Annotated in this window: 26 protein-coding genes; 17 read left to right on the forward strand and 9 right to left on the reverse strand. The window is 59.0% G+C overall.

Annotated features, from left to right (window positions below; all coding sequences use genetic code 11):
• Nucleotides 1-23 precede the first annotated feature (23 nt).
• From QPL94_RS00075 to QPL94_RS00110, 8 genes are all read left to right on the forward strand, one after another.
• Entirely contained in the window at nucleotides 24-554 is a 531-nt protein-coding gene (locus QPL94_RS00075) for a TRAP transporter small permease (protein ID WP_285354722.1), read from the forward strand.
• 10 nt (nucleotides 555-564) lie between these two features.
• A complete protein-coding gene (locus tag QPL94_RS00080; RefSeq protein ID WP_285354723.1) occupies nucleotides 565-1,839 on the forward strand; it encodes a TRAP transporter large permease in 1,275 nt (424 codons plus the stop codon).
• Nucleotides 1,840-1,862: 23 nt separating this feature from the next.
• Nucleotides 1,863-2,903 carry a thiamine pyrophosphate-dependent dehydrogenase E1 component subunit alpha gene (locus QPL94_RS00085; RefSeq protein ID WP_285354724.1) on the forward strand — a complete coding sequence of 347 codons (1,041 nt, stop codon included), beginning with the start codon at nucleotides 1,863-1,865 and terminating at the stop codon, nucleotides 2,901-2,903.
• A 13-nt stretch (nucleotides 2,904-2,916) separates the two neighbouring features.
• Entirely contained in the window at nucleotides 2,917-3,912 is a 996-nt protein-coding gene (locus QPL94_RS00090) for an alpha-ketoacid dehydrogenase subunit beta (RefSeq protein WP_285354726.1), read from the forward strand.
• Complete coding sequence (locus tag QPL94_RS00095; protein ID WP_285354727.1) at nucleotides 3,902-5,230, forward strand: biotin/lipoyl-containing protein; 1,329 nt, start codon at nucleotides 3,902-3,904, stop codon at nucleotides 5,228-5,230. Before QPL94_RS00090 ends, QPL94_RS00095 begins: the two co-directional genes overlap by 11 nt.
• Before the next feature lie 21 nt (nucleotides 5,231-5,251).
• Nucleotides 5,252-6,136: a 2-oxo acid dehydrogenase subunit E2 gene (locus QPL94_RS00100; RefSeq protein ID WP_285354728.1), complete on the forward strand. Its 885-nt coding sequence runs from the start codon at nucleotides 5,252-5,254 to the stop codon at nucleotides 6,134-6,136.
• A gap of 116 nt (nucleotides 6,137-6,252) precedes the next feature.
• Nucleotides 6,253-6,687 carry an OsmC family protein gene (locus QPL94_RS00105; protein WP_285354729.1) on the forward strand — a complete coding sequence of 145 codons (435 nt, stop codon included), beginning with the start codon at nucleotides 6,253-6,255 and terminating at the stop codon, nucleotides 6,685-6,687.
• A gap of 441 nt (nucleotides 6,688-7,128) precedes the next feature.
• Nucleotides 7,129-7,311, forward strand: coding sequence for a hypothetical protein (locus tag QPL94_RS00110; protein WP_285354731.1), 183 nt, complete (start codon nucleotides 7,129-7,131; stop codon nucleotides 7,309-7,311).
• A gap of 70 nt (nucleotides 7,312-7,381) precedes the next feature.
• On the opposite strand, the gene codA is transcribed toward QPL94_RS00110, so the two are convergent.
• The 4 genes from codA to QPL94_RS00130 are packed head-to-tail and all read right to left on the reverse strand — an operon-like array spanning nucleotide 7,382 to nucleotide 10,878.
• Nucleotides 7,382-8,611, reverse strand: coding sequence for a cytosine deaminase (gene codA, locus QPL94_RS00115; protein ID WP_285354732.1), 1,230 nt, complete (start codon nucleotides 8,609-8,611; stop codon nucleotides 7,382-7,384).
• 12 nt (nucleotides 8,612-8,623) lie between these two features.
• The gene (locus QPL94_RS00120; RefSeq protein ID WP_285354734.1) at nucleotides 8,624-9,466 is read right to left on the reverse strand and encodes a DODA-type extradiol aromatic ring-opening family dioxygenase; all 843 of its coding nucleotides are present in this window, start codon (nucleotides 9,464-9,466) and stop codon (nucleotides 8,624-8,626) included.
• A gap of 17 nt (nucleotides 9,467-9,483) precedes the next feature.
• Complete coding sequence (locus QPL94_RS00125) at nucleotides 9,484-10,431, reverse strand: glutathione S-transferase family protein (protein ID WP_285354736.1); 948 nt, start codon at nucleotides 10,429-10,431, stop codon at nucleotides 9,484-9,486.
• Nucleotides 10,432-10,434: 3 nt separating this feature from the next.
• Complete coding sequence (locus QPL94_RS00130) at nucleotides 10,435-10,878, reverse strand: DoxX family protein (protein WP_285354737.1); 444 nt, start codon at nucleotides 10,876-10,878, stop codon at nucleotides 10,435-10,437.
• Between the two features lie 158 nt (nucleotides 10,879-11,036).
• Between QPL94_RS00130 and QPL94_RS00135 the strand changes: the two genes are divergently transcribed.
• Together QPL94_RS00135 and QPL94_RS00140 are read left to right on the forward strand one after the other, a co-directional pair.
• Nucleotides 11,037-11,945, forward strand: coding sequence for a LysR family transcriptional regulator (locus tag QPL94_RS00135; protein WP_285354738.1), 909 nt, complete (start codon nucleotides 11,037-11,039; stop codon nucleotides 11,943-11,945).
• Between the two features lie 136 nt (nucleotides 11,946-12,081).
• Nucleotides 12,082-12,831 carry an SDR family NAD(P)-dependent oxidoreductase gene (locus QPL94_RS00140; RefSeq protein ID WP_285357804.1) on the forward strand — a complete coding sequence of 250 codons (750 nt, stop codon included), beginning with the start codon at nucleotides 12,082-12,084 and terminating at the stop codon, nucleotides 12,829-12,831.
• Between the two features lie 20 nt (nucleotides 12,832-12,851).
• Here QPL94_RS00140 and QPL94_RS00145 read toward each other — a convergent pair whose 3' ends face one another.
• Together QPL94_RS00145 and QPL94_RS00150 are read right to left on the reverse strand one after the other, a co-directional pair.
• On the reverse strand, nucleotides 12,852-13,997 hold the full coding sequence (locus tag QPL94_RS00145) for a putative sulfate/molybdate transporter (protein WP_285354739.1): 1,146 nt from the start codon (nucleotides 13,995-13,997) through the stop codon (nucleotides 12,852-12,854).
• A 34-nt stretch (nucleotides 13,998-14,031) separates the two neighbouring features.
• Entirely contained in the window at nucleotides 14,032-14,916 is an 885-nt protein-coding gene (locus QPL94_RS00150) for a substrate-binding domain-containing protein (protein ID WP_285354741.1), read from the reverse strand.
• A 117-nt stretch (nucleotides 14,917-15,033) separates the two neighbouring features.
• On the opposite strand from QPL94_RS00150, the gene QPL94_RS00155 reads away from it, so the two are divergent.
• The 7 genes from QPL94_RS00155 (at nucleotide 15,034) to QPL94_RS00185 (ending at nucleotide 20,591) form a co-directional block, all read left to right on the forward strand.
• The gene (locus tag QPL94_RS00155) at nucleotides 15,034-15,735 is read left to right on the forward strand and encodes an ABC transporter permease (protein ID WP_285354742.1); all 702 of its coding nucleotides are present in this window, start codon (nucleotides 15,034-15,036) and stop codon (nucleotides 15,733-15,735) included.
• Nucleotides 15,732-16,475, forward strand: a complete 744-nt coding sequence (locus QPL94_RS00160; RefSeq protein WP_285354743.1) for an ATP-binding cassette domain-containing protein — start codon at nucleotides 15,732-15,734, stop codon at nucleotides 16,473-16,475. The genes QPL94_RS00155 and QPL94_RS00160 overlap by 4 nt, the downstream gene beginning before the upstream one ends.
• 32 nt (nucleotides 16,476-16,507) lie before the next feature.
• Nucleotides 16,508-17,314 (forward strand): ABC transporter substrate-binding protein, encoded by an 807-nt coding sequence (locus tag QPL94_RS00165; protein ID WP_285354745.1) that lies wholly within the window; start codon nucleotides 16,508-16,510, stop codon nucleotides 17,312-17,314.
• 65 nt (nucleotides 17,315-17,379) lie between these two features.
• Complete coding sequence (locus tag QPL94_RS00170; RefSeq protein WP_285354746.1) at nucleotides 17,380-18,249, forward strand: formate dehydrogenase accessory sulfurtransferase FdhD; 870 nt, start codon at nucleotides 17,380-17,382, stop codon at nucleotides 18,247-18,249.
• Nucleotides 18,242-18,829, forward strand: coding sequence for a molybdenum cofactor guanylyltransferase MobA (mobA, locus tag QPL94_RS00175; RefSeq protein ID WP_285354747.1), 588 nt, complete (start codon nucleotides 18,242-18,244; stop codon nucleotides 18,827-18,829). The genes QPL94_RS00170 and mobA overlap by 8 nt, the downstream gene beginning before the upstream one ends.
• Nucleotides 18,826-19,317, forward strand: a complete 492-nt coding sequence (gene mobB / locus QPL94_RS00180; RefSeq protein ID WP_285354748.1) for a molybdopterin-guanine dinucleotide biosynthesis protein B — start codon at nucleotides 18,826-18,828, stop codon at nucleotides 19,315-19,317. The genes mobA and mobB overlap by 4 nt, the downstream gene beginning before the upstream one ends.
• Nucleotides 19,314-20,591, forward strand: a complete 1,278-nt coding sequence (locus QPL94_RS00185; protein WP_285354749.1) for a molybdopterin-binding protein — start codon at nucleotides 19,314-19,316, stop codon at nucleotides 20,589-20,591. Before mobB ends, QPL94_RS00185 begins: the two co-directional genes overlap by 4 nt.
• Here the strand turns inward: QPL94_RS00185 and QPL94_RS00190 are convergent, their stop codons facing one another.
• From QPL94_RS00190 to QPL94_RS00200, 3 genes are read right to left on the reverse strand one after another with little or no spacing between them, the layout of a single operon-like run.
• Nucleotides 20,592-21,068: a DUF6505 family protein gene (locus QPL94_RS00190; protein WP_285354750.1), complete on the reverse strand. Its 477-nt coding sequence runs from the start codon at nucleotides 21,066-21,068 to the stop codon at nucleotides 20,592-20,594.
• On the reverse strand, nucleotides 21,065-21,769 hold the full coding sequence (locus QPL94_RS00195) for a biotin/lipoate--protein ligase family protein (RefSeq protein WP_285354751.1): 705 nt from the start codon (nucleotides 21,767-21,769) through the stop codon (nucleotides 21,065-21,067). The genes QPL94_RS00190 and QPL94_RS00195 overlap by 4 nt, the downstream gene beginning before the upstream one ends.
• The gene (locus tag QPL94_RS00200; protein WP_285354752.1) at nucleotides 21,766-22,611 is read right to left on the reverse strand and encodes an Mrp/NBP35 family ATP-binding protein; all 846 of its coding nucleotides are present in this window, start codon (nucleotides 22,609-22,611) and stop codon (nucleotides 21,766-21,768) included. The genes QPL94_RS00195 and QPL94_RS00200 overlap by 4 nt, the downstream gene beginning before the upstream one ends.
• Nucleotides 22,612-22,614 lie beyond the last annotated feature (3 nt).

Below are 22,614 nucleotides of genomic sequence, written 5' to 3' on the forward strand. Positions count from 1 at the left end.
CATAAGCCTAAAAGGGTCCCAACATGCCAAATCCAGCTCCCGCGCCTGACAAACGCGAACAAAACTCACGCTTTCCGGCGCTCGATGAAGGGCTGGTGATAGCTCTGTTCTGGGTTCTGGCGCTTGTGGTCTTCGTTCAGTTTTTTACACGCTATGTGCTTAATGACTCGGTCGGCTGGACTGAAGAGCTCGCCCGCTATCTTTTGGTCATTGTTACCTTTGCGGGCGCTTGCATCGCAGTTCGGCGTAACAGCCACATTTCGGTCGAGTTCTTCTATCGCTATCTGCCAGCCAGCGCAGCTCGCGGTTTGTCCTCCGTGGTAGATCTCCTGAGAGTCGGGCTGCTTGCCGTGCTGACCGGACTTAGCGTTGAGCTTGCGGGCAATACCCGGCAGATGATGACTTCGATTGAGCTGCCAAAGTCGGTGCTCTACGGCTTTGTTGCCGGCTGCTTTGCGCTAATGACAGTCTATTCGGCCATCGTTGCCTGGCGGCACCTGGTCAGTCGGAAAGCGGATGTGGCACCCGATGTGCCCACCGGACTGTGGGAGTGAGGGGCCCGTTATGCTGATCCTCTTTGGAACACTTGCACTGCTTCTTGTCATCGGGCTGCCGGTGGCGTTGGCACTTGCCGGAGCTTCACTGGCATTCCTGCTGATTGAAAGTCCGCTGCCGGCGGTAGTGGTTGTGCATCGCATGGTCAATGGCGTTGACAGTTTTCCGCTACTGGCAGTTCCTTTCTTCATCCTTGCGGGCAGCCTGATGAACCATAGCGGTATTACCGATCGCATCTTCGCTTTTGCCAAAGCCCTGGTCGGCTGGATGCGTGGCGGCCTGGGGCACGTGAATATTGGCGCCTCGGTATTGTTTGCAGGCATGTCAGGCGCGGCAGTCGCCGATGCTGGCGGACTGGGAACAGTCGAGATAAAAGCCATGCGGGAAGGCGGCTATGACGGTGATTTTGCCGTTGGGGTAACGGCTGCCTCATCAACCATCGGGCCACTGATTCCACCTTCCCTGCCCCTGGTTGTCTACGGAGTGATCTCTTCGACCTCCATAGGTCAGCTTTTTGCCGCTGGCCTGGTACCGGGGCTGCTGATGGCAGTAGCACTGATGGTTATGGTGGCCTGGTATGCGAAGGTTCGCGGCTATGGCCGTGATACGGGTTTCGCCTGGTTCGTCCTTTGGCAAACGTTCAGGCGTGCGTTTCTGTCACTGCTGACACCGGTCATTATTGTGGGCGGGATCCTGGCAGGCCTGTTTACGCCGACCGAGGCTGCCATTGCGGCTTGCGCCTATGCCCTGCTTCTGGGTGGAATCGTCTACAGAGCGCTGGATCTGCGCAAGTTAAAGGCGATCTCACTGGACACGATCGAAACGACAGCAATCGTTCTTATGATCGTTGCGGCCGCCTCGATCTTTTCGTGGATCCTCACCTCCAACCAGGTCACCCAGGTAGTGGCGGATGCCATTCTCGGCCACACACAGAACATTGTTCTTGTGCTTTTGCTCATCAATCTCGTGCTCCTGGTTGTCGGCCTCTTCATGGAGCCGGTGGCAGCCATCACCATCCTGACGCCCGTGCTGTTGCCGGTGGTGGTTGCACTGGGAATGGATCCTGTGCACTTCGGCATCATGATGATCCTGAACCTGATGCTGGGCCTTCTCACCCCCCCTGTAGGCATGGTGCTCTATGTGCTCGCGCGGGTGGCCGATATCAGATTTGAGAGCGCTGTACGTGCAACTGCACCGTTCCTCATCCCCCTGGTTATCGTGCTCCTCCTTATCACCTACGTTCCGGCCATATCACTGTGGTTGCCGGAACTCCTCTATCGCTAACCGTCGAAAATTGGACAATCGCAATGACCTCAAAAACAAAGACCAAGACCAAGACCAAGACCAACACAAGCCCGAACAAGGACGACTATCTGCGGATGTATACCCAGATGGTGCGCATTCGCACCTTCGAAGACAACGCAAACCAGCTTTACCTTGCCGGCAAGATGCAGGGACTGACGCACATGTATTCCGGGGAAGAGGCCGTTGCTGTCGGCATCTGTGAGGCACTGACCGATAACGATCGCATCACCTCAACCCACCGGGGCCACGGGCATTGTGTCGCCAAGGGCGCAAACTACAAACAGATGTTCTGCGAATTGTTGGGCAAGCAGGAAGGCTACTGTCGCGGCAAAGGCGGCTCGATGCATATTGCCGATCAAAGCCACGGCAACCTTGGTGCCAACGCAATAGTTGGCGGTTCCATGGGGATTGCAACTGGCTCGGCGCTGCGTGCCAAATTGCTGGGCCAGGATGACGTCACCGTCTGCTTCTTCGGGGACGGCGCCACCGCTCAAGGCCTGCTCTACGAAGTGATGAACATGGCCGCACTGTGGAACCTGCCGGTTATCTACGCCTGCGAGAACAACGGTTATTCGGAATACACCAAGACTGAGGAGATTGCGGCAGGCTCAATCACAGCACGTGCAGAGGCATTTGGTATCGAGGCGTTCTCAATTGATGGACAGGACGTTCTTGGCGTCAACGAACTGAGCAAGAAACTGGTCGCGCGGTGCCGCAACAATGAGGGGCCTTTCTTTGTGGAGCTGATGACCTATCGCTACCACGGGCACCATGTGGGAGACATCAACCGCGAGTATTACCGTTCGAAAAAGGAAGAGGCTGACTGGAAGGAAAACCGTGACCCCATCATTCGATTCCGTGGCTGGCTGGTCGAACAGGGCATCGCCACCGAAGAAGAGATCGAGGCGTTGAACGAACAGATCAAGCAGGACGCCAAAGAAGCCGTCGCCTATGCCGAAGCCGCCGCCTATCCGGACGTCGCAGAGGTAGACATGCATGTCTACGCGGAAACCGATCCTGCCACGCTGCAAGCCGGACACTGAGGGAGATCACGATATGAGAGAAATTACACTGTCCCAAGCTGTAAACGAGGCGCTGGCCGAAGAGATGCGGCGCGACCCGACAACCTTCATTCTTGGCGAGGACGTGGCCGAAGCAGGCACACCCTTCAAGGTACTGTCAGGCCTGGTTGAAGAATTCGGTACCGAACGGGTGATTGACACCCCCATCTCGGAGCCCGGTTTCGTGGGCCTGGCTGTGGGCGCGGCCCTGACCGGCGCTCGGCCCATCGTCGACCTGATGTTCGGCGATTTTATCTATCTGGTCATGGATCAGCTCTGCAACCAGGCGGCCAAGCAGCAGTATATGTCAGGTGGCAAGCTGAGCGTGCCCATGGTACTGCGCACCAATCTCGGCGCTACTCGGCGCTCGGGCGCGCAGCACAGCCAGTCCCTGCAGGTGCTGGTTGCGCATATTCCGGGGCTTAAAGTGGCATTGCCGTCTTCGGCTTATGAAGCCAAAGGGCTGATGAAAACAGCCATCCGGGATAACAACCCGGTGGTGATCATCGAAGACAAGCTGATGTACCAGGACAAGGCTCCGGTGCCCGAGGAGGAATACCTGATTCCATTCGGTGAGGCCAATATCAAGCGTGAAGGTAGCGACATCACATTGATCGGCACCTCTTCCATGGTGCAGGTAGCCGAGGAAGCCGCGCGTATTCTGGAAGCCGAGGGCATCAGCGCCGAAGTGATCGACCCGCGCACCATTGTGCCACTGGACGAAGACACCCTGCTGAAGAGCGTCCGTAAAACTAGTCGTGCCATCGTCATTGATGAGGGCCACCAGAACTATGGCATAACCGGTGAAATCGCCAGTCGCCTCAACGAAAAGGCCTTCTACTATCTCGATGCACCCGTGCTACGCATGGGCGCAATGGATGTGCCGGTGCCCTTCAGCCCCGTACTAGAGGATCTCACAGTACCAACACCAGAACGCGTTGCCGAGAATGCTCGCCGGCTCTGCGCGGGGGAGATGATCCATGCCGCTTGACGTCATCATGCCAGCACTCGGGATGGCGCAGGACACTGGTGTCATCCTTACATGGCACAAATCACCCGGGGACCCGGTTTCAGAAGGGGAGGCCCTGTTTGAGGTGGAAACCGATAAAGCAGCGATGGAAGTCGAAGCTCAGGGCTCAGGCTTCCTGACAGATGTTACCGCCGCCGCTGGCGAAGAGGTGCCGGTGGGACGCGTAGTTGCGCGCATCTCGGAAACACCTGAAGACACCGGTACCAAACCTGAGCTCGCTCAGGAAAAACCCAGCGAACCTGATAATCAGGCCAGTCCGGCAATTCCTGAAGGTGAACAGGTCATTATGCCCGCGCTGGGTATGGCGCAGGATGCCGGCCTGATCGTTGCGTGGCGCAAATCTCCCGGCGATTCCGTAACCGCCAGCGACATTCTGTTCGAAGTGGAAACGGATAAGTCCATCGTGGAAGTCGAGGCCGGTCATGATGGATTCATCGCGGCCCTGTTGGCAGAGAAGGGCGAGGAGGCGCCGGTAGGCCATGTCATCGCCATCATCTCCAGCGAAAAGCCGGAATCGCCTGTCCAGCTAAGTCTTCTGGCCAGTGGGAAGTCGGCGGAAGCTGCGGAACAAGTGAAGCCAGCAGAATCAGTCGAACCCGCGCCTGCCGTGAAGCAACCTTCCGCGCCCCGGCAAACGGGACCCGCCCACGGTGTTCGGGCAGTGAGGGGGCGCATCCTTGCGTCACCGAAGGCCCGGCGGCTTGCCCTCGAGCGGGGTCTGGACCTGGAGCGACTGGCCGAAAATGGTTACCCGCAGCCCTATCATGTCAAGGACCTGGAAGTTCTGGAGAGCCTGCCCAAGGCGACTGCACCGCAACCTTCTACTGCGGCACCTGGTCGTTACCTGTCTGCCGAGGTGACCGCGGATGGCTTCGACGAGTTTGCTGTCTGGGCTGCCAAAGAAGCCGGCCTGACGGATGCCAGCTCCCTGTTGGCAGCGTTCGCAGGATCAAGCCTGGGCCAGAACGAGGCGACCGTGGCACTGGAAACTTTTGGCAAGACGCGTATTTTTGCGATGCACGGAAGGCGACTGGGGGACCTCGCAGAGGTCGAGCCTGAGGCCGTCCCCGATCTGCGGCTGCGCGATTTGCGATTTGGCCGCCTGAGCACGATTCAGGCGGGCCCTGAGGATACCCCGGTGCTCAGTGTCCTCACCTCGGGTGCGGGGCTGAAGCTGACACTGGAATGTACCGCAGAGCAACTGGATGCCTCTGCGGCCATTACCCTTCTTTCCGATTTTGCAGGTCGAATGGAGCAGCCGCTCCGTCACCTGCTCTGAGCTATGGAGTGGAAGCCAATCATGACTGACATTATTGCACCGCCTTCAGTTCGGGCTCTGGCCCGGAAAAAGGGTATCAATCTCGAAGCACTTGCCCGCGATCTGGGCCGCACGAATATCGTGCGTGAGGATCTCGATGACCAAAGACCAACTGCCGCCAACGGACCGGTTGGCGGCACATCGCTCTGGGACGTGGATCATTCCCGGCACGGCAAGGTAAGCGAGGAACCCATGAGCCGTTTCGCGCAAGTAGCCGCCGCTAACCTGGCCGCTGCACAGACGCTTATTCCGGCCGTGACGCATCATGAGCGCGCCGATATCAGAGCAGTCGAGGCCTGGCGCCGTGAGCTGAAGCCAGAGGCACAGGCGCGCGGGGTGAAACTCACGGCGCTGGCCTTCCACGTTGTCGCGCTAGCGCGCTGCCTGCAGGAATTCCCGCACTTCAATTCCTCGCTTTCAACTGATGGCAAGACACTGGTGCTGAAACAGTATGTGCACATCGGTATCGCCGTGGATACCGCTCACGGGCTGATGGTACCGGTGATCCGCGACGCGGAGACCAAGGGGCTGTGGCAGATCGGAACTGAGATTGCTGACCTGGCCACCCGTGCGCAGAGCCGCAAAGTAGGCGTTGACGAAATGGGAGGTGCGTCCATGACGATCACAAATCTGGGCGGAATCGGCGGCATTGGTTTCACCCCCATCGTCAATCCGCCCGAGGTGGCGATCCTGGGCCTCACCCGCCCCGAAACCACACCGGTCTGGAATGGTGACGCTTTCCAGCCTGTACCAATGGTTTCGGTGGACCTGAGCTATGACCACCGGGTGATCAACGGGGCTGACGCTGCACGTTTTTCTGCACGTTATTCATCTCTGCTGTCTGATCCACGGCGGATGATCGTGTGAGGCGGGTTTAGAGGATCGAATACGGGAATTGGGGCGGTCCTTGACCGCCCTGGGTTGAAATCGCGCTGGTCAGCCATAATGCTGTAAGTACATGCGATGATAAAATGGAGTGAATCATGAACATTACCAAAACAGCCTCGGCTCACTGGGAAGGCAGTATCAAGGAAGGAAAGGGTACGATCTCCACCGAGAGCGGTGTGCTGAAGGAGACGCCCTATGGTTTTCGCGAGCGCTTCGAGGGCCAGCCGGGCTCGAATCCGGAAGAGCTGGTCGGTGCCGCCCATGCCAGCTGTTTCTCCATGGCGCTGTCGCTGATCCTCGGCGAGGCCGGCATGGAGGCCGAGAGCATCAATACCCAGGCTACCGTTGCCCTAACCGAAGATCCTGAAGGTGGTTTTAAAATCCCGAGCATTCATCTGGTGACCCGGGTGAAGATACCGGGAGCCGATCAGGCAGCCTTTGATGAGTGCGCCGAGAAGGCCAAGGCGGGCTGTCCAGTCTCCAAGCTTTACAATGCCGATATTACCCTGGATGCCACCTTGGAGAATTAATTAACGACTGGCACGACGTCAATACTGCGGGTCTGGCCACTTCTCCCGGCCAGACCCTCATTGCTCAAGCCGATTATTCAATGAATTTTTGTTAGAGCACACTAATACTCCGTTTACGTTAACCCTGAAAAAATCCCCCATTCCTAAAGACGGCGCCCAGCACCGGTCCTAATGGGTTTAAATCGGTTTAAATGCAGTTAGAGAGTGCCGTATTCAACAGCAATGCAGCCACACAGGTCCATAAACGAACAACATGAGCAGACATTAGATCTACCGCCGTCAACAGAACTTATAAGCTTCCTATCCTCTTTTCTTCCACAGCGAAAAGAAAGCCGCGATTTTCGTCGGAGACATTCAGAGGCTTTGAACGGCGGCTATCATTCCCAGCGGGTCTGCGAATAACTGAAAACCGGCAGCGACACCCGCCAACAAATGGCAACCATGCGAAGCAGTAAACCCACGCTGAAAATGATGCCGATGGTGGAAGGAGTGATGGTGCAGATGCCGTGGGAGAAACTGGATGACCAGCGCAACTTCCTCCCGGCCGACCATCACACCGGCTCTGCCAATGCCATGCTGGACAAAATGGCGAAATGGGCAACGGCCCTGAAGTCGCTTCGCTAAACACCAGAGTAGTTGAACAGATTCCCCGGTCAGCAAACCGGGGAATCTGTAGCTTCTACTGCAACGGGCATCAACCCTGCCGGTTCAACAGAACCCGACCATCACGAATAGACGCGGCAACCGGCAACTGGCCCAACAGCACCTCGTAGGGCGACCGCCCCTGCAGAACAACACAGCGAGCAGGAAGCCCCTCCTCGATGCCGTATTCTTCCAGATCCAATGCTGCAGCACCGTTGTCGGTAATAAGTTCCAGCGACCGGTCAATCCAGCCCATACCGAGCATGTGGCAGGCGTGCAGGCCCACATCCAGGGTACGGAGCATGTTGCCGTTGCCCAGTGGATACCAGGGATCGCGAATGGAATCCTGTCCGAAAGCTACCTTAAGTCCTGCATCCAGCAGTTCCGGGACCCGGGTCAGGCCACGGCGTTTCGGATAACCATCGAATCGGCCCTGCAGGTGCAGGCTTTCGGTAGGCATCGACAGGAAACGAAGACCGGATTTCTTCAACAGCCGGAACAGCCGGCTGCAGTAATGGTCGTTGTAGGAGCCCATGGCACAGGTATGGCTGGCGGTGACCCGGGAGCCATAATCCAGCTTGAGCGCCTCGGCAGCGAGCACTTCCAGGAATCGGGATTCGGGATCATCAATCTCGTCACAGTGCACATCGACCAGCAGGTCGTGTTTGTGGGCCAACGCCACCAGCCATTGGACCGATTCAACGCCGTAATCCCGGGTGAATTCGAAGTGGGGAATGCCACCGACCACATCGGCCCCCAGACGCACCGACTCTTCCATCAGCTCCTTGCCCTGTGGAAATGACCAGAGACCTTCCTGGGGGAAAGCCACAATCTGCAGGTCGACTGTGTCAGCCATGCGCTCCCGCACTTCCAACATAGCCTTCAGCCCTGTCAGCTTGGGGTCTGTCACGTCCACGTGGGTGCGGACGTGCTGAATACCGTTATCGGCAAACAGTTTCAGGGTCTGCTCGGCCCGGCCGATCACATCCTCCCGCGTCAGGCTGGCTTTGCGCTCGGACCAGCATTCAATACCCTCAAATAAGGTACCACTCTGGTTCCAGCGTGGCTCGCCGGCGGTCATGGCCGCATCCAGGTGGATGTGCGGCTCCACGAAAGGAGGAGCGATCAGGTTTCCGGCCGCATCGAATTCCGTCGCCTGGGCATCATCAAAACCTGCCTGGGGCGAGATATCGGTAAAGCGGCCATCGACCATGGCTATCCGGTGCAGCCCTTCGCGGCCCTGAAGACGGGCATTGACGATCGTGTTCAATGAATTGTTCATGACATGTCCTTACTATTTCGGGCCAGTTTCCATAGCAGCGCAACTGGCTGTTTCAACTCTCCAATAGAACATCCCCGATTTTTTCCCGAGAATGGTTGCCGATATATGCGTATCGCTGGGCTTGCTCGCGAGCCCGTAGCACACATGCAAAGGCAGAAGGTGCTCTTCCCGCGGATGGCAGAAACGGGCATAGGGCGCGCATTCCCAGTGAGCCAGACGCTCAGCCCGCTCTGTTTCCTGCAGACTGGCATCAGCACAGGTCTCTTCCAGCCAGTCTTCGAATGCCTGGTTACGCGCCTGAATCTCCGGCGTCTGGGCCGAGAAAAACGCCCGCATGTTATGGAACGAGAAACCGGAGCCGATCACCAGCAGGTTGTCATAGTCCAGCGCCTGCAAAGCACGACCAATCGCCAGGTGGATGCCGGCATCCAGACTGTTCACAAGGGACAGCTGAACGCACGGAATATCTGCATCCGGATACATCAGCTTGAGCGGCACAAACAATCCATGATCAAAGCCCCGCTGGTCGTTAAGGCGCGCCGGGATCCCGGCCTGATCCAGCGCCTGATAGACCTGCTGCGCTAACATCGGATCACCCGGGCAGGGATACTCGATCTTGTAGGCCTCCGATGGAAAGCCATCGTAATCGTAGATAAGCGAAGGATTGGTGCCGGAGGTGATTGTCGGCACCGCCTCCTCCCAGTGAGCGCTGATCACCAGTATCGCCGACGGTTTCTGAAGCTTCCCGGCAAGCTCCGTTAGCCGGTCTACCATTTCCCGGTGCCCTGGATCCCCCAACAGCGGCATTGGCCCGCCGCCATGGGAAATGAACAGCGCATCGATTTCAGCTTTCATGGCGGTTGCTCCTGTGATCAGAGTTCACCCGGCCCTGCCGGCACAATACCTGTTGGGTTCAGCGCCTTGATGGAGTAATACCCCGCCTTGATGTGGTCAAGGTTGACCGTATCGGGAATGCCATCAAGCGCCAGTATCCGGTGCATGTAGGCGTGCAGCCGGGGCATGGTTCGCAGGGTATTGCGATTACACTTGAACAGGCCGTGGTAGGCAACGTCAAAGCGCACCAGGGTCACGAACAGGCGTATATCGGCCTCTGTCAGGTGATTACCAAACAGGTACGTGCGTCCATCCGCCAGCCGGGACTCCATTTCATCCAGGGCGGCAAACACCCCGGCGTAGGCTTCATTGTAGGCCTCCTGGCTGGAAGCGAAGCCGGCCTGGTACACACCGTTGTTCAGGTTTGTATAAAGATAGCCGTCAAGGCTATCGATTTCGCTCGCCAACGTCTCTGGGTATAAATCCGGGCCCTCATCCACAATCTCTGCGAAAGCACTGTTCAGCATCCGCAGAATATCCGCGGACTCGTTATTGACGATGGTGCCGGCGTGTTTGTCCCAGAGCACCGGCACGGTGGCGCGACCGGAGATTTGTGGATCGGCACGGGTATACAGCTCGTGCATATAGCGCGCACCGTTGAGCATGTCCTCGTCCGCACCGGGGTAGCCGCCAAACTGCCAGCCCTGATCTGTCAGCCGGGGGTTGACGACGGTAACACCAATCACATCCTTGAGCCCTTTCAGCTCCCGGGCCATCAGTGCTCGCGACGCCCAGGGGCAAATGTACGCCACGTACAGGTGATACCGCCCCTTCTCCGCCTTGAAGCCACCCGTCCCGGTGGGTCCCGATGCACCATCCGGTGTGATCCAGTTGCGAAAGGGAGAGGCTTGGCGAATAAACCGCCCCTCCTCATCCTGCGACTGCACCGGCTGCCAGTTGTCTTTCCAGACACCGTTCACCAGCATGATTCAGGCTCCTTTGTGCAGCACGTTATCCAGCGAGAACCGGCCGGCGCCCTGAACCGCCAGCGCCAGCGAGACCACAAACAGGGTCAAGGCATACTCGTAGCCATTGTTGGACATGAACAGGCCGTTGCCGATGTGAACGGAAAATATCGCCACCAGCATGGTAAAGGCTGCAACCAGCGCCGCAGGACGTGTTAGCAGGCCAAGCACCAGTGCCAGACCACCGAAGAACTCGGCACCGCCGGCCAGTAACGCCATCAGGTAGCCGGGCTCCAGGCCGATGCTCGCCAGCCAGTTCGCCGTGCCTTCGAGTCCGTAGCCGCCGAACCAACCGAAGAGTTTCTGCGCACCGTGGGCCGCCAGAATCAGCCCGACCGGTACCCGCAGAATCAGGGCGGCAGAACCACCGGTGGAATGGAACAGCGCCTGTGTAATTTTTGAGTTCATGGTAGTCACCTCGAATCTTTCTGTTTTGGGTTTGTCCCGAAGCCTGTGCCTCAGGTGATGGACCCACTGTACTATCACCAAATCGATAGACTAAGATGGCCACTGTTGTTTTATTATCAACAAATCGATGATAGTGAACTCCGCTACAGGATGACCCAATGGACCGCATCGATGCCATGCGCGCTTTCGTGACAGTGGTGAATGAAGGGACTTTCACCCGTGCCGCAGACCGGCTGGGCCTGTCGCCACAACTGGTCAGCAAATACGTTTCCCAGTTGGAACAACACCTGGCCGTACGCCTGCTCAACCGCACCACCCGCAAGATCCACCTGACCGAAGCGGGAACACGCTTCCATCAGCGTGCCCAGCAGGTGCTCAACGACATCGACGATATGGAGAACCAGCTCGACGATCTGCAAACCCGGGCGCAGGGCCTGCTACGAGTAAGCGCTCCCGTTTCTTTTGCCATTCGCCACATGGCGCCCCTGCTGAGCGAATTCCAGCAGGCCCACCCCGCCGTGGGCATTGATCTGCAGCTGAACGACCGGAAGGTCGACATCGTGGAAGAGGGGTTCGATATCGCGCTGCGGATCGGCCACCTCAAAAGCTCTTCACTGATCGCCAAACGGCTCGCCCCGGTAAGGCTGGCTCTTTGCGCAGCGCCGGCCTACCTTGAACAATACGGCACGCCAGAACGCCCGGAAGATCTCCGCGACCATCGCTACCTGCGCTACAGCTATATGGACATGGACGCCGGCCCTGCGGTCCACAAATGGCTGCAAGGGCGTGATCGCGATGACACCAGGGAAATGATCAGCAACAACGGTGACGTGCTGATAGAAGCGGCAATTGCCGGCGCCGGCATCGCCTTGCAGCCCACCTTCATTGCCGGCGCGGCGATCAGGGAAGGAAAGTTGAAAGTCATCCTGCCTGAGCATGAACCAGAACCCATGGCACTCTATGCGGTGTACGCACACCGGCAACTGTTGGCCAGCAAGGTTCGTAGCTTTATCGACTTTATCGACGGGTTTTTCGGCGAACCTCCGTACTGGGATCGGTTTGAATAATAGTGAGGAGTGTCAGGTGAAGTAAGGAGGAGTCCATCCAAGGAGAGGTTGTACAATTGGATACGGGCACCCGAGCAGGTTTGATAGAAGATCATCGGTGGCCAAACACATTTTAAAGGAGGGTATCTCCGTGGAAATGGGTCTGAAAGGCAAGAACGCCGTCGTCACCGGCGGTAGCAAGGGTATCGGTCGCTCCATCGCGCTGGCACTGGCGGCCGAGGGTGTTAACGTGGCAATTTGTGCCCGCAGTGAGGGGCCGCTGGACGACACACTGAAGGAGATTGAGGCGCTGGGCGTCAAGGGCTACCGGGAGGCCTGCGATGTTGGCGACAAGCACCGCCTGGACGCATTTCTGGATAACGTGAAAGGCGCCTTTGGCAGCGTGGACATCCTGGTGTGCAACGTTTCCGCACTGGGTGCGGGCAATGATCTGAAGGCCTGGGATGCCAATATCACCCTGGATCTGCTGTCGACGGTCCGTGCGGTAGACAAGGTACTGCCCTGGATGAAGGAAGCCGGCAGCGGCAACATCATTATCCTGTCGTCCATCTCCGGGATTGAGGTGGGAACCACCCAACCCTACGCAGCCACCAAGGCGGCTCTGATCAGCTACGCCAAATCGTTGGCGGTCGACCATGGCCCCGATGGCATCCGCGTCAACAGCATTGCCCCTGGCTCCATCAAATTCCCCGGCGGCATCTGGGACAAGGCGGAGAAGGCCGGCTCCGACCGCTACCACAACACCCTGAAGAAAATCCCCTGGGGCCGCTTCGGACGCCCGGAGGAAGTGGCCAACGTAGCGGTCTTCCTGGCCTCTGACGCCGCCAGCTGGGTCACCGGGGCCTGCATTCCGGTAGACGGCGCCCAGCACAAGTCCAATATGTAAGGTTAGCTGCGGAAGGACACCTAACCGTCCGCAGGATCGTCGGATTCTACCCTGCTTCCCCGCACCCAGGCCGCCCGGAAAGTTTCCGAAGCCACCCCGGCCAGAAGCCCGAAAAACGGGTCGGCCCAGACGGTCACCAGTGCGGTTATTGCGATAACAGGCCAGCAGGACGGTTTGGCGGTCCAGAGACGCCTGGACAGGGCAAGCTCGACAGCCGCCACAAACAACAGGGCCCCGAGACCAGCCATGGGAATGGCCGCAATGACTGACAGGCCTCCCGGTATGAAGGCGACCACAAGCAGAGCTGTCCCCAGTAAAACGGGCGCCGTGCCGGTCCGGGCGCCGAAGCGATAGTGCGCCGCCACACCACCCGCGCCATGGCACATGGGCAATGCACCGAACGGCACCAAAAAGAGATTGGCCAGGCCGGTGGACACCGACAGCCGGGCTGGCGTGACACGATGCGATGGCTCGCCGAAGTAATCCCCAACCACCAGCGCAGTCAGTACAATGGCGTTGGTCAAGGTCAGGGCCAGTTGGGGTAACACCAGCGTGGAAACCGCTTGTTGCCAATCATCAATCCCCGGCAGTTCAGGCAATGAGAGTACAGCCGAATCCGACACAGGAAGCGTGAGTCCGGGCGCCCCCAGCAATGTACCGATTGCGACAGACCCAGCAAGTCCGATCAGCGCCGCTGGCCAGTTTGGCAGCATCTTCAGGGTAATGGCCAGCATCGCCAACGTGATCACGCCCAGGGGCACGGAAGTGGCCATCAACCCCATACTCATGGTGGCCAGCATCAACCCCAGCCCCAGCTGCAGGCCGCTTAACACGGATCTTGGAATAAGACGGGCTGCGCCGTTAATCCAGCCGGTCAGGCCCAGTACCAACAGTATCGCCCCGATCAGCACGCCACTGGCGACCAGGCTCTGGGAACTCAGCTGGGTAGTCAGCAACAACGCAGCAACCGCTTTCATGGGCTGCACCGGTATCGGCAGACGATAATACAGTCCCGTTGCGATGTAGAAGGCGGCAAACCCCAGCAGTACGGGCACCGGAGCCAGTCCCGCCACCCCGATAGCCCCCAGACCCAGTGGAATCAGGGTGCCAATGTCACCCAACGCCCCGCTGGTATCCTTCAACAGGTTTTTTTGTACTGAAGGCATGATTAATTCGCCTGTTTGTTGTTATTGGCGCTGTTCAAGCGTTGTAGACAACGTTCCCCAGTTCACTGATGTCGTAACCGCCAAGCGTCTCTGCGCGCTGGACGAAACGCTCACTATCGGCAAACGCCAGCAGCCGCTGGATGGCCGGCTCAAAGTAGTGACGCCGGCGCATGGCCAGATCAAAATGCTCCTGTTGCAGCGGAATAAAAGCCAGCCCCTGGCGCCGCGCCGCAGCTTCAATTCCCACGCCGACATCTGCCTCGCCCTGACGAATGGCCAAAGCAAGATCGTCCTCGCTGAGCGAGGGGTGAGCGGTCCATGCAAGGTGGCTGGCATCAATGCGGTGGCGAGCAAGCAGACTCTGCAATAAATGGCTGACGCCGGCATCCGGCTGGCGATGCGCAATACGTATGCCGGAGCCCGCAATGTCCTCAAGTCGTATAATCTGATGAGGGTTATCGGCGGCCAGAAGTAGCCCCTGCTGGCGTTTTGCCCAACGAATCAGCACCAGGTCGCGCATTCCGCTCAACCCTAGCGTGGCGGGATCATTATAGCGCTGGGTTTCCGCATGCCAGATATGCATCCCGGCGAGCAGCGCGCGCCCGTCGACCAATCTCTGCACACCATCCCCGCTCCCCTGACACAGCAAAGCCAACTCTGCGTTGCTCTCTTTCACCGCCCACTCCAGCAACGGATCCTGGCTGCCCGCGAGAACCGGCGGGATTGGCGAGCTGACGGCGTCGTCACCCTCCAGATGGTTCATCAACCAGAGATCTATACGCTGGCGGGGAAACAATAGCTTTCCCGTCACCCGCACACAGGGAATAACGCCCTGGCTGACCAGATCGTAGACTTTGCGCTCTTTCAGGCGCAGATACTCGGCAGCTTCGGCCGTGGTCAGGTAAGCGGGAAGGGGCATCAATCTCTCCTGGCGTGCGGGAACAGCACAAAGCTGTTTCTGGCTGCATATTTTTCAGCATGTTGTGCAAAGCGTAGTCATAAACGCCACGATGCTCAATATAAAGGAGGCGCAGCCTTGGAAAATAATAATGCGTTTTACGTGGCGTTGTCGCTATTGTTCAATCTCGACGCTTCGCTGATTCAGATTGTGGCGTTGTCGCTGCAGGTATCGATTCTCGCGGTACTGATCGCAGCAGTGCTGGGGTTTCCCCTCGGTGCGGCAGTGGCACTGTGGCGCTTCCCTGGGCGCGGCGCGATGATTGTGCTGCTCAATGCCCTGATGGGACTGCCTCCGGTGGTGGCCGGGCTGATGGTGTATTTACTGCTTTCCCGGGCCGGACCGCTGGGCGAGTGGGGCCTGCTGTTTACACCCGGCGCCATGGTTATTGCGCAGGTGGTTCTGGTGTTGCCGATTCTGGCCGCACTTTCGCGCCAGAAGGTAGAAGAGCTTCTGGGCGAATACCGCGAGCAGTTTGTTTCCCTGGGTATGTCACGGCCACGCATGATGCCCACCCTGTTGTGGGATGCCCGCTTTGCGCTATTAACCATCCTGCTTGCCGGCTTTGGCCGCGCCAGTGCCGAGGTGGGGGCGGTGATGATGGTAGGCGGCAATATTGAGGGTGTTACGCGGGTAATGACCACCTCAATTGTTCTGGAAACCGGCAAGGGCAACCTGCCCCTGGCGCTGGGTCTGGGCATTGTGCTGCTCTTTCTGGTGATGCTGATCAATGCAGGCGCCTACCTGCTGGGTGAACTGACCAGAAGGCGGACCGGATGAGCTCGTTTAACGTTCCTTTACTCGCGTCTTCCACGCTGGTGCCGCCACCGGCGCTGTGCTTTGATAACGTCGCTTTCAGCCACGAGGACAAGGTACTTCTCGGGCCATGCTCATTCAATCTGGATTGCACCGGCCCTACCCTGGTGATGGGACCCAACGGGGCTGGCAAGAGCCTTCTTTTGCGACTGGCTCACGGCCTGCTCTCACCCACTCAGGGGCGGGTGGCCTGGTCATGTGATGGGCGCCCTCGACAGGCAATGGTGTTCCAGCAACCGGTGCTTCTGCGTCGCTCGGCCGTGGCCAATCTCACTCACGCGTTGGCAGTGAATAACGTCCCGCGCAGGACACGTGTGAAGCTCGCGTACGATGCGCTTGAGCGTTTTGGTCTCACCGCCTGTAGCAACACGCCGGCGCGGGTACTCTCCGGTGGTGAACAGCAGCGCCTGGCACTGGCGCGCGCCTGGGTGCTTTCTCCGCAGGTGCTGTTTCTGGACGAACCCACCTCCGCCCTCGATCCGGCGGCAATTAAAGCCGTAGAGGCTGCGGTGCGGGAGTTTCATCAGCGGGGAACCCGCATCGTGATGACCACTCACGACCTGCACCAGGCCAGGCGCCTCGCCGGGGATGTACTGTTTGTCTCTGGCGGTAAAGTCCGCGAACACACCCTCGCTGACGCTTTTTTTGAGACGCCTGTCTCGCGAGAGGCGCAAGCCTATATTGCCGGAGAACTGGTCGAGTAAATCAGCTCTGGACGCTACAGGAGAACAACAAGATGAAAAAAACACTAGCCCTGATACTTGCAGGTGTAACCAGCATGAGCCTGGCGCTCAACGCTTACGCCAATGACTACATTACCCTGGCCTCGACGACCTCAACCGAAAACTCGGGGCTGTTCGATGCCCTTTTACCCCAGTTCGAAAACACCACCGGCATCGAGGTGAGAGTTGTCGCCGTGGGCACCGGGCAGGCGTTTGAGCTCGCCCGCCGCGGCGACGCCGATAGCCTTCTGGTGCACGACACCACCGGCGAACAGCGATTTGTCGAAAACGGCTATGCCACCGAACGCGCCGACGTCATGTACAACGACTTTGTGCTGATTGGCCCTGCCAATGACCCCGCCAATGTCAGTGATGCGCAAAGTGCCGCCGAAGCATTCGCGGCTATCGCCGATGCCGAGGCAACCTTCACGTCACGGGGCGATGACAGCGGCACCAATCGCGCTGAACTGCGACTCTGGGAAAAGGCCGGTGTCGAACCCGACGGCGACTGGTACCGGGAACTGGGCAGCGGCATGGGGCCTACTCTCAACACCGCCGCCGCCATGGATGCGTACGTGATGTCGGATCGCGCCACCTGGGTGGCCTTTGGAAACCGTCAGAACCTGACGCTGCTTTTTGAAGGCGACGACGTGCTGTTCAACCAGTACGGCAGCCTGCTGCTCTCCGAAGAGAAGCATCCGCACGTCAAGCACGATCTGGCCAGGCAGTGGCACAACTGGCTGATTTCCAAAGAGGGCCAACAAGCGATTGTCGACTTCAGGGTGGACGGACAACAACTGTTTTTCCCGAATGCCAAATAGGCTAATCTCTGCCGAGCTTCATAGCGTTTTACATCTACGGCGTTCCTTAAAGGGCTATAACAAGAATGACGATCAATCCCCTGCTTCCCGACCCCAAAGATCCCCGGCTGTCCCGCGCTGTGGAGGGCGTGGATGAACACGGTCAGGCGAAGTCGATCAGCGTGATCGAAGAGCGCCCCCTGACCATCTATCTGAACAGCCAGGAGATCGTCACGGCCATGACCATCGGCGATCACCCGGAGTATCTGGCGCTCGGTTTCCTCCTGAACCAGGGCATGCTGCGTGACACCGACCGGGTCACCGGGATTGATTACGACGAGGAACTGGAAGTCGCCGTGGTCCGCACTGAAGGTGTCACGGATGTCGAGGACAAGCTGGAAAAGAAAACCCGTACCTCCGGTTGCGCCGTAGGCACGGTGTTTGGTGACATGATGGCCGGACTGGACGGGCTTCAGTTACCGGACACACCGGTGCACACCAGTACCTTTTACGACCTTTCCTATCAGATTAACCACACCCCCAGCCTGTACATGGAAACCGGCGCCATTCATGGTACGGCTCTGTGCCAGGGGCTTGAGGTCCTCGCCTATATGGAAGATGTCGGTCGCCATAACGCGGTCGACAAGATCGCAGGCTGGATGCATCTGAATGACATCCCGGCAGCCGACAAAGTCCTCTATACCACTGGCCGCCTGACCTCCGAAATGGTCATCAAGACCTCCCTCATGGGCATCCCTACCCTGATCAGCCGGTCAGGCTTTACCGCCTGGGGCGTCGATATTGCCCGGCAGGTGGGATTGACGCTGATCGGACGGATGCGAGGCAAGAAATTCACCTGTCTCAGTGGCCAGCACCGGCTGGTCTTCGACCAGGACCTGTCGCAGGTTCCTGATGAAGAGAAAAAAATGCGTCGTAAAGGGGCAGAGCATGACTGAGTGCGCCGTCATTCTGGCCGGTGGCCAGGCCAACCGCATGGGCGGTGGTGACAAAGGACGATTGATGCTGGGTGATCAGTCATTGATCCAGCGTGTCATCGACCGGATCACCCCGCAGGTCGACGCCGTGGTGCTGAATGCCAACGGGGATCTGAGCCGTTTTGATGATCTGGGCTTGCCGGTGGTGGCCGACTCGATTGGCGATTTTCCGGGCCCCTTGGCGGGGGTGCTTGCCGGTATGGATTGGGCCGCTGAACAGGGCCATGAATGGCTGATCAGCGTTGCGGCGGATACCCCCTCGTTCCCTCTGGACCTGGCAGAACGATTGGCCGAATTCGATACCCCGGTGGTGCTGGCGGCCACGCCGGACCCGGAGCGCGGAAAACTGCCCCAACCCACCTTTGGCCGCTGGCAGGTGGCATTGCGGCATGACCTGCGAGCCGCCCTGAACGACGGGGTTCGCAAGATACGCCAGTGGACACAGGCTCAGGGTGAGACGCTGGTGGTGTTTGGTGAGGACGACTTTTTCAACATCAATACACCGGAAGACCTGGCCTGGGCGGAGAAGCACCTGAAGTGAATGTCATAGGCATTGTGGGCTGGAAAAACTCCGGAAAAACCACGCTGGCCGCTGCTCTGATTCGCGAGCTGTCCGGCAGGGGATTGACGGTTAACTCGATCAAGCACGCCCATCACTCGGTAGATGTGGATCAGCCCGGCACCGACAGTTACAAACACCGTGATGCCGGCGCCCGGGAGGTCATCCTGGCGGGGGGGCAGCGTTTCGCCATCATGCATGAGCTGCGAGGCGCACAGGAGCCCACGCTCGATGAGTTGCTGGCTCGGTTGGGTCCGTGCGACTGGGTTGTGGTTGAGGGCTTCAAAACCCACTCACACCCCAAGATAGAAGTGCACAGGCAGGAAGGTTCCCGCACGCCCCTCTACCGGGAAGACCCCAACATCATTGCGGTAGCTGCAGACTATGCTGCGGATTTTTCGGGGCCCGTTTTCGATGTGAACGATGTTCCCGGAATCGCCAACTTTATTCTGGGCGCTGAAAAACCATGAACGATTCAACCAGCAACGGGACAGCCATGAAACCGCTTCGTAACGACTGTTTTGCACTGCCCCCCGGGGTAAACTGGACACCGGTGGACGAGGCCCTGGAACGGTTACGTTCGCGTTTGCACCCGGTGGTGGGCGTAGAGCGCGCTGTCCCGTTGTCACAGGTGAACGGAAGGATATTGGCAAGCGACGTCTATGCCCCTCGTGCCCATCCCCCCAGCCGAAATTCTGCGGTCGATGGCTATGCGCTGGCGGGACCGGTAACCGAGGTTCCCTGCGTCATTCCCCTGGTCGAGGGTCGGAGTGCCGCCGGGGCGCCTTACACCGACCGCGTGCCCCAGGGCCACGCTATCCGGATTCTGACCGGAGCGGTCATACCCGCCGGCACCGATACGGTGGTCCTGGAAGAGGACTGCGAAGTTAAGGACGGGCAGCTACATCTGAACGGCACGTTAAAGGCGGGCGCCAACGCACGTGAAGCCGGTGAGGACATAAAAGCAAAGGACCGAATCCTGACGGCGGCAACCCGCCTGACGCCTACCCAGATTTCCGTCCTTGCCAGTGTCGGCGTCGAGTCGGTCGATGCCTATCAGCGGCTTCGCGTCGGCGTCCTGTCCACCGGTGATGAGGTTAAACCTGTCGGCTCAGCGGTCACCGACTGGCAAATCTACGATGCCAACCGCCCGATGCTGAGCGCTCTGGTCACGCAGCTGGGCTACGAGTTGGTGGACCTGGGCCATGTGCTCGACCGGGCCGAGGACGTCAGGGAAGCATTGGAACGCGGTGCCGAGCAGTGCGACCTGATCCTGACCAGTGGCGGTGTTTCAGCAGGGGACGAGGATCATGTGTCGAAAACCCTGAAAGCCCATGGCGAGATCAGTAACTGGCGCATCGCGATCAAGCCGGGCCGCCCCCTTGCGCTGGCCATGTTCCAGGGAACACCCGTAGTGGGTTTGCCGGGAAACCCGGTTGCCGCCTGGGTCTGCGCGCTGCGTTTTGGCGCACCGGCAATGGCACTACTGGCAGGGGGTGAATGGTTCGAACCCCTGGGCTACGTCCTGCCCGCCAACTTCTCCAAGAACAAGAAGCCGGGGCGCAGCGAGATGTTGCGCGCCCGGGTCCGTGATGGAAAGGTTGAGGTTTTCGGCTCTGAAGGCTCGGGCCGGGTGACCGGCCTGGCCTGGTCCGAGGGGATGGTGGAGCTGGACGAGAGCGCCCAACAGATAGAGCCGGGGACCCCAGTGCGGTTTATCCCCTACGCCAGCTTCGGGCTCTAGTCACTCATAGCCGCCGTGTACGGCAAAGGCCTCTAACGAGGCATCCTGCGGCGCCCGGGAGCGGTAGGTTTCCTCCACACCCAGCTCGGTCAGCGTACGGCTGACCATCAGCAGGGTGTTCTCCTCAAAGTCCTCGCACATCCTGCGCATCTGGTCGATTTCCTCGCAGGCGACGGGGAAGGCGGCGTCGATATCCGGGGCGCCGTATACCTCGACAAAGGTTTGCGCCAGGGTCTGCTGCAGCTGCTCCAGTTCGGCTTCGGTGATGTTACAGACACCGACGAAACTGGCGCGGCCACCCGATTCTATGCTGTACCAACCATTGGTAAAGGCCTGACGGGCTTTGCCTTTCAGGTCCGCTTCGGTCCAGTTGGAGAACTCGAACCCGCCTGAAATGGCCCACTCCCCGCTGGGAGCAGGGTGTTCGTACACATTCTCATCGGATATATCCAGTCGCAGGGTTCGGGCCAGTTTCATGTGTGCTCCGCGAATTCAATCAAACTCACTGTTTCGGTCATGACATCCTGGCGCAACAGCATCCGGCCTTTCTCATCCAGCCCGACAAAAATGCCGGGCCGAGGTTGCTCGATCATTTTGCCCAGGGTGTCGCAGCGTGGCCGCCATTCATTGTGTACGCGCTCAAACCCGCTGTCCATGAAGTAGGTCAGCCACAGAAGCGTGTGTTTGGACCAGCTTTCCAGCAGCGCCATTGGATCGACATCGCTGCATCCTTCTTCCAGCAGACAGGTTTCATTCGGGTTCTGGCCTGGCTCGTCGTTCGCCGGTATAAAGGGCACTTCGATACCGATAACCAGCCACCTGGGCTGCGCCTTGGGATCCGACCCATCCGCTGCAAAACGAACGCGACCGCAAACCGCACCATTGACCTTGATTCGGTCGGGCCATTGAAAATGCACGGGCACTTCGGGCGGAGCCAGTGCGCCGAGACTCTCCGCCAGGCCTATCTGGGCCACATAGACGGCCTGAATAGCTTCTTCCAGAGGTGTTTCCGGTGCCAGCACCAGGGCGGCACGTAAAATATCGCCCGCTTCAGAGTAAAAAATCGTGCCGGAATCGACGCCTGCAATGGCCTGGCTGACGGCCTTGTCAAAAGGGTCCGTGTTTTTGGGCACGACCCGGCCCGACAATAGCGGTGGGAACTGAGGTGACTCGATCATCGAATGGCCTGTGCGTATGCGTCGGAGGCAACGAGTTCATCGGCAATGCGCTGGAAAGACCGGGACTGGGGACTGTCCGGCTTGGACACCACAATGGGAACGCCACCGTCCGAACCAATCCGGATATCCAGATCGAGCGGGATTTCACCCAGAAAGGGCGCTCCCAGCTTTTCGGCCTCAGCCCGGGCACCACCGGAACCAAAGGGGTGGTGTTCTTTCCCGCAACCGTCACAGATAAAGGATGCCATGTTCTCTATGATGCCAAACAGCGGTACGTCCATCCGGTTGAACATATCGATACCCTTTCGGGCATCCATAAGGGCGATGTCCTGGGGGGTCGAGACCACAACGGCGCCCGCCACAAAGAATTTCTGGCTCAGGGTCATCTGCACGTCACCGGTACCCGGCGGCAGATCCACCAGCAGCACATCCAGCCGGCCCCAGTCCACCTGGTTCATCATCTGTTCCAGGGCGCCCATCAGCATGGGCCCGCGCCAGACGATGGCTTCGCCATCCGGGGCCATCAGACCCAGGGACATCAAAGTCACGCCATGATTGCGCAGGGGCAGGATGGTATGCCCGTCGGGGCTGGACGGGCGACCTGAAACACCCAGCATGCGGGGCTGGCTGGGCCCGTAGACATCGGCGTCCAGCAGGCCCACTTTGAGACCTTTCGAGGCCAGCGCTACCGCCAGATTGGACGCCACTGTGGACTTGCCTACGCCGCCCTTGCCCGAGGCAATGGCGATGATGCGATCAATGCCCTTCGGATTCTTGTCCTGCGGCCGGGGCGCGTCAGTACCGATCAGGTTGGATTTTCCCACTTCGGTGTATTGAACCATGTT

It is taken from the genome of Marinobacter sp. SS13-12 (assembly GCF_030227115.1).
In the GTDB taxonomy this organism is placed as follows: Bacteria; Pseudomonadota; Gammaproteobacteria; order Pseudomonadales; family Oleiphilaceae; genus Marinobacter.

Bases quoted from the DNA above. Each gene is read 5' to 3' on its own strand.
- QPL94_RS00075 (WP_285354722.1), top strand. From the start codon at position 24: ATGCCAAATCCAGCTCCCGCGCCTGACAAACGCGAACAAAACTCACGC.
- QPL94_RS00080 (WP_285354723.1), top strand. From the start codon at position 565: ATGCTGATCCTCTTTGGAACACTTGCACTGCTTCTTGTCATCGGGCTG.
- QPL94_RS00085 (WP_285354724.1), top strand. From the start codon at position 1,863: ATGACCTCAAAAACAAAGACCAAGACCAAGACCAAGACCAACACAAGC.
- QPL94_RS00090 (WP_285354726.1), top strand. From the start codon at position 2,917: ATGAGAGAAATTACACTGTCCCAAGCTGTAAACGAGGCGCTGGCCGAA.
- QPL94_RS00095 (WP_285354727.1), top strand. From the start codon at position 3,902: ATGCCGCTTGACGTCATCATGCCAGCACTCGGGATGGCGCAGGACACT.
- QPL94_RS00100 (WP_285354728.1), top strand. From the start codon at position 5,252: ATGACTGACATTATTGCACCGCCTTCAGTTCGGGCTCTGGCCCGGAAA.
- QPL94_RS00105 (WP_285354729.1), top strand. From the start codon at position 6,253: ATGAACATTACCAAAACAGCCTCGGCTCACTGGGAAGGCAGTATCAAG.
- QPL94_RS00110 (WP_285354731.1), top strand. From the start codon at position 7,129: ATGCGAAGCAGTAAACCCACGCTGAAAATGATGCCGATGGTGGAAGGA.
- codA (WP_285354732.1), bottom strand. From the start codon at position 8,611: ATGAACAATTCATTGAACACGATCGTCAATGCCCGTCTTCAGGGCCGC.
- QPL94_RS00120 (WP_285354734.1), bottom strand. From the start codon at position 9,466: ATGAAAGCTGAAATCGATGCGCTGTTCATTTCCCATGGCGGCGGGCCA.
- QPL94_RS00125 (WP_285354736.1), bottom strand. From the start codon at position 10,431: ATGCTGGTGAACGGTGTCTGGAAAGACAACTGGCAGCCGGTGCAGTCG.
- QPL94_RS00130 (WP_285354737.1), bottom strand. From the start codon at position 10,878: ATGAACTCAAAAATTACACAGGCGCTGTTCCATTCCACCGGTGGTTCT.
- QPL94_RS00135 (WP_285354738.1), top strand. From the start codon at position 11,037: ATGGACCGCATCGATGCCATGCGCGCTTTCGTGACAGTGGTGAATGAA.
- QPL94_RS00140 (WP_285357804.1), top strand. From the start codon at position 12,082: ATGGGTCTGAAAGGCAAGAACGCCGTCGTCACCGGCGGTAGCAAGGGT.
- QPL94_RS00145 (WP_285354739.1), bottom strand. From the start codon at position 13,997: ATGCCTTCAGTACAAAAAAACCTGTTGAAGGATACCAGCGGGGCGTTG.
- QPL94_RS00150 (WP_285354741.1), bottom strand. From the start codon at position 14,916: ATGCCCCTTCCCGCTTACCTGACCACGGCCGAAGCTGCCGAGTATCTG.
- QPL94_RS00160 (WP_285354743.1), top strand. From the start codon at position 15,732: ATGAGCTCGTTTAACGTTCCTTTACTCGCGTCTTCCACGCTGGTGCCG.
- QPL94_RS00165 (WP_285354745.1), top strand. From the start codon at position 16,508: ATGAAAAAAACACTAGCCCTGATACTTGCAGGTGTAACCAGCATGAGC.
- QPL94_RS00170 (WP_285354746.1), top strand. From the start codon at position 17,380: ATGACGATCAATCCCCTGCTTCCCGACCCCAAAGATCCCCGGCTGTCC.
- mobA (WP_285354747.1), top strand. From the start codon at position 18,242: ATGACTGAGTGCGCCGTCATTCTGGCCGGTGGCCAGGCCAACCGCATG.
- QPL94_RS00185 (WP_285354749.1), top strand. From the start codon at position 19,314: ATGAACGATTCAACCAGCAACGGGACAGCCATGAAACCGCTTCGTAAC.
- QPL94_RS00190 (WP_285354750.1), bottom strand. From the start codon at position 21,068: ATGAAACTGGCCCGAACCCTGCGACTGGATATATCCGATGAGAATGTG.
- QPL94_RS00195 (WP_285354751.1), bottom strand. From the start codon at position 21,769: ATGATCGAGTCACCTCAGTTCCCACCGCTATTGTCGGGCCGGGTCGTG.
- QPL94_RS00200 (WP_285354752.1), bottom strand. From the start codon at position 22,611: ATGGTTCAATACACCGAAGTGGGAAAATCCAACCTGATCGGTACTGAC.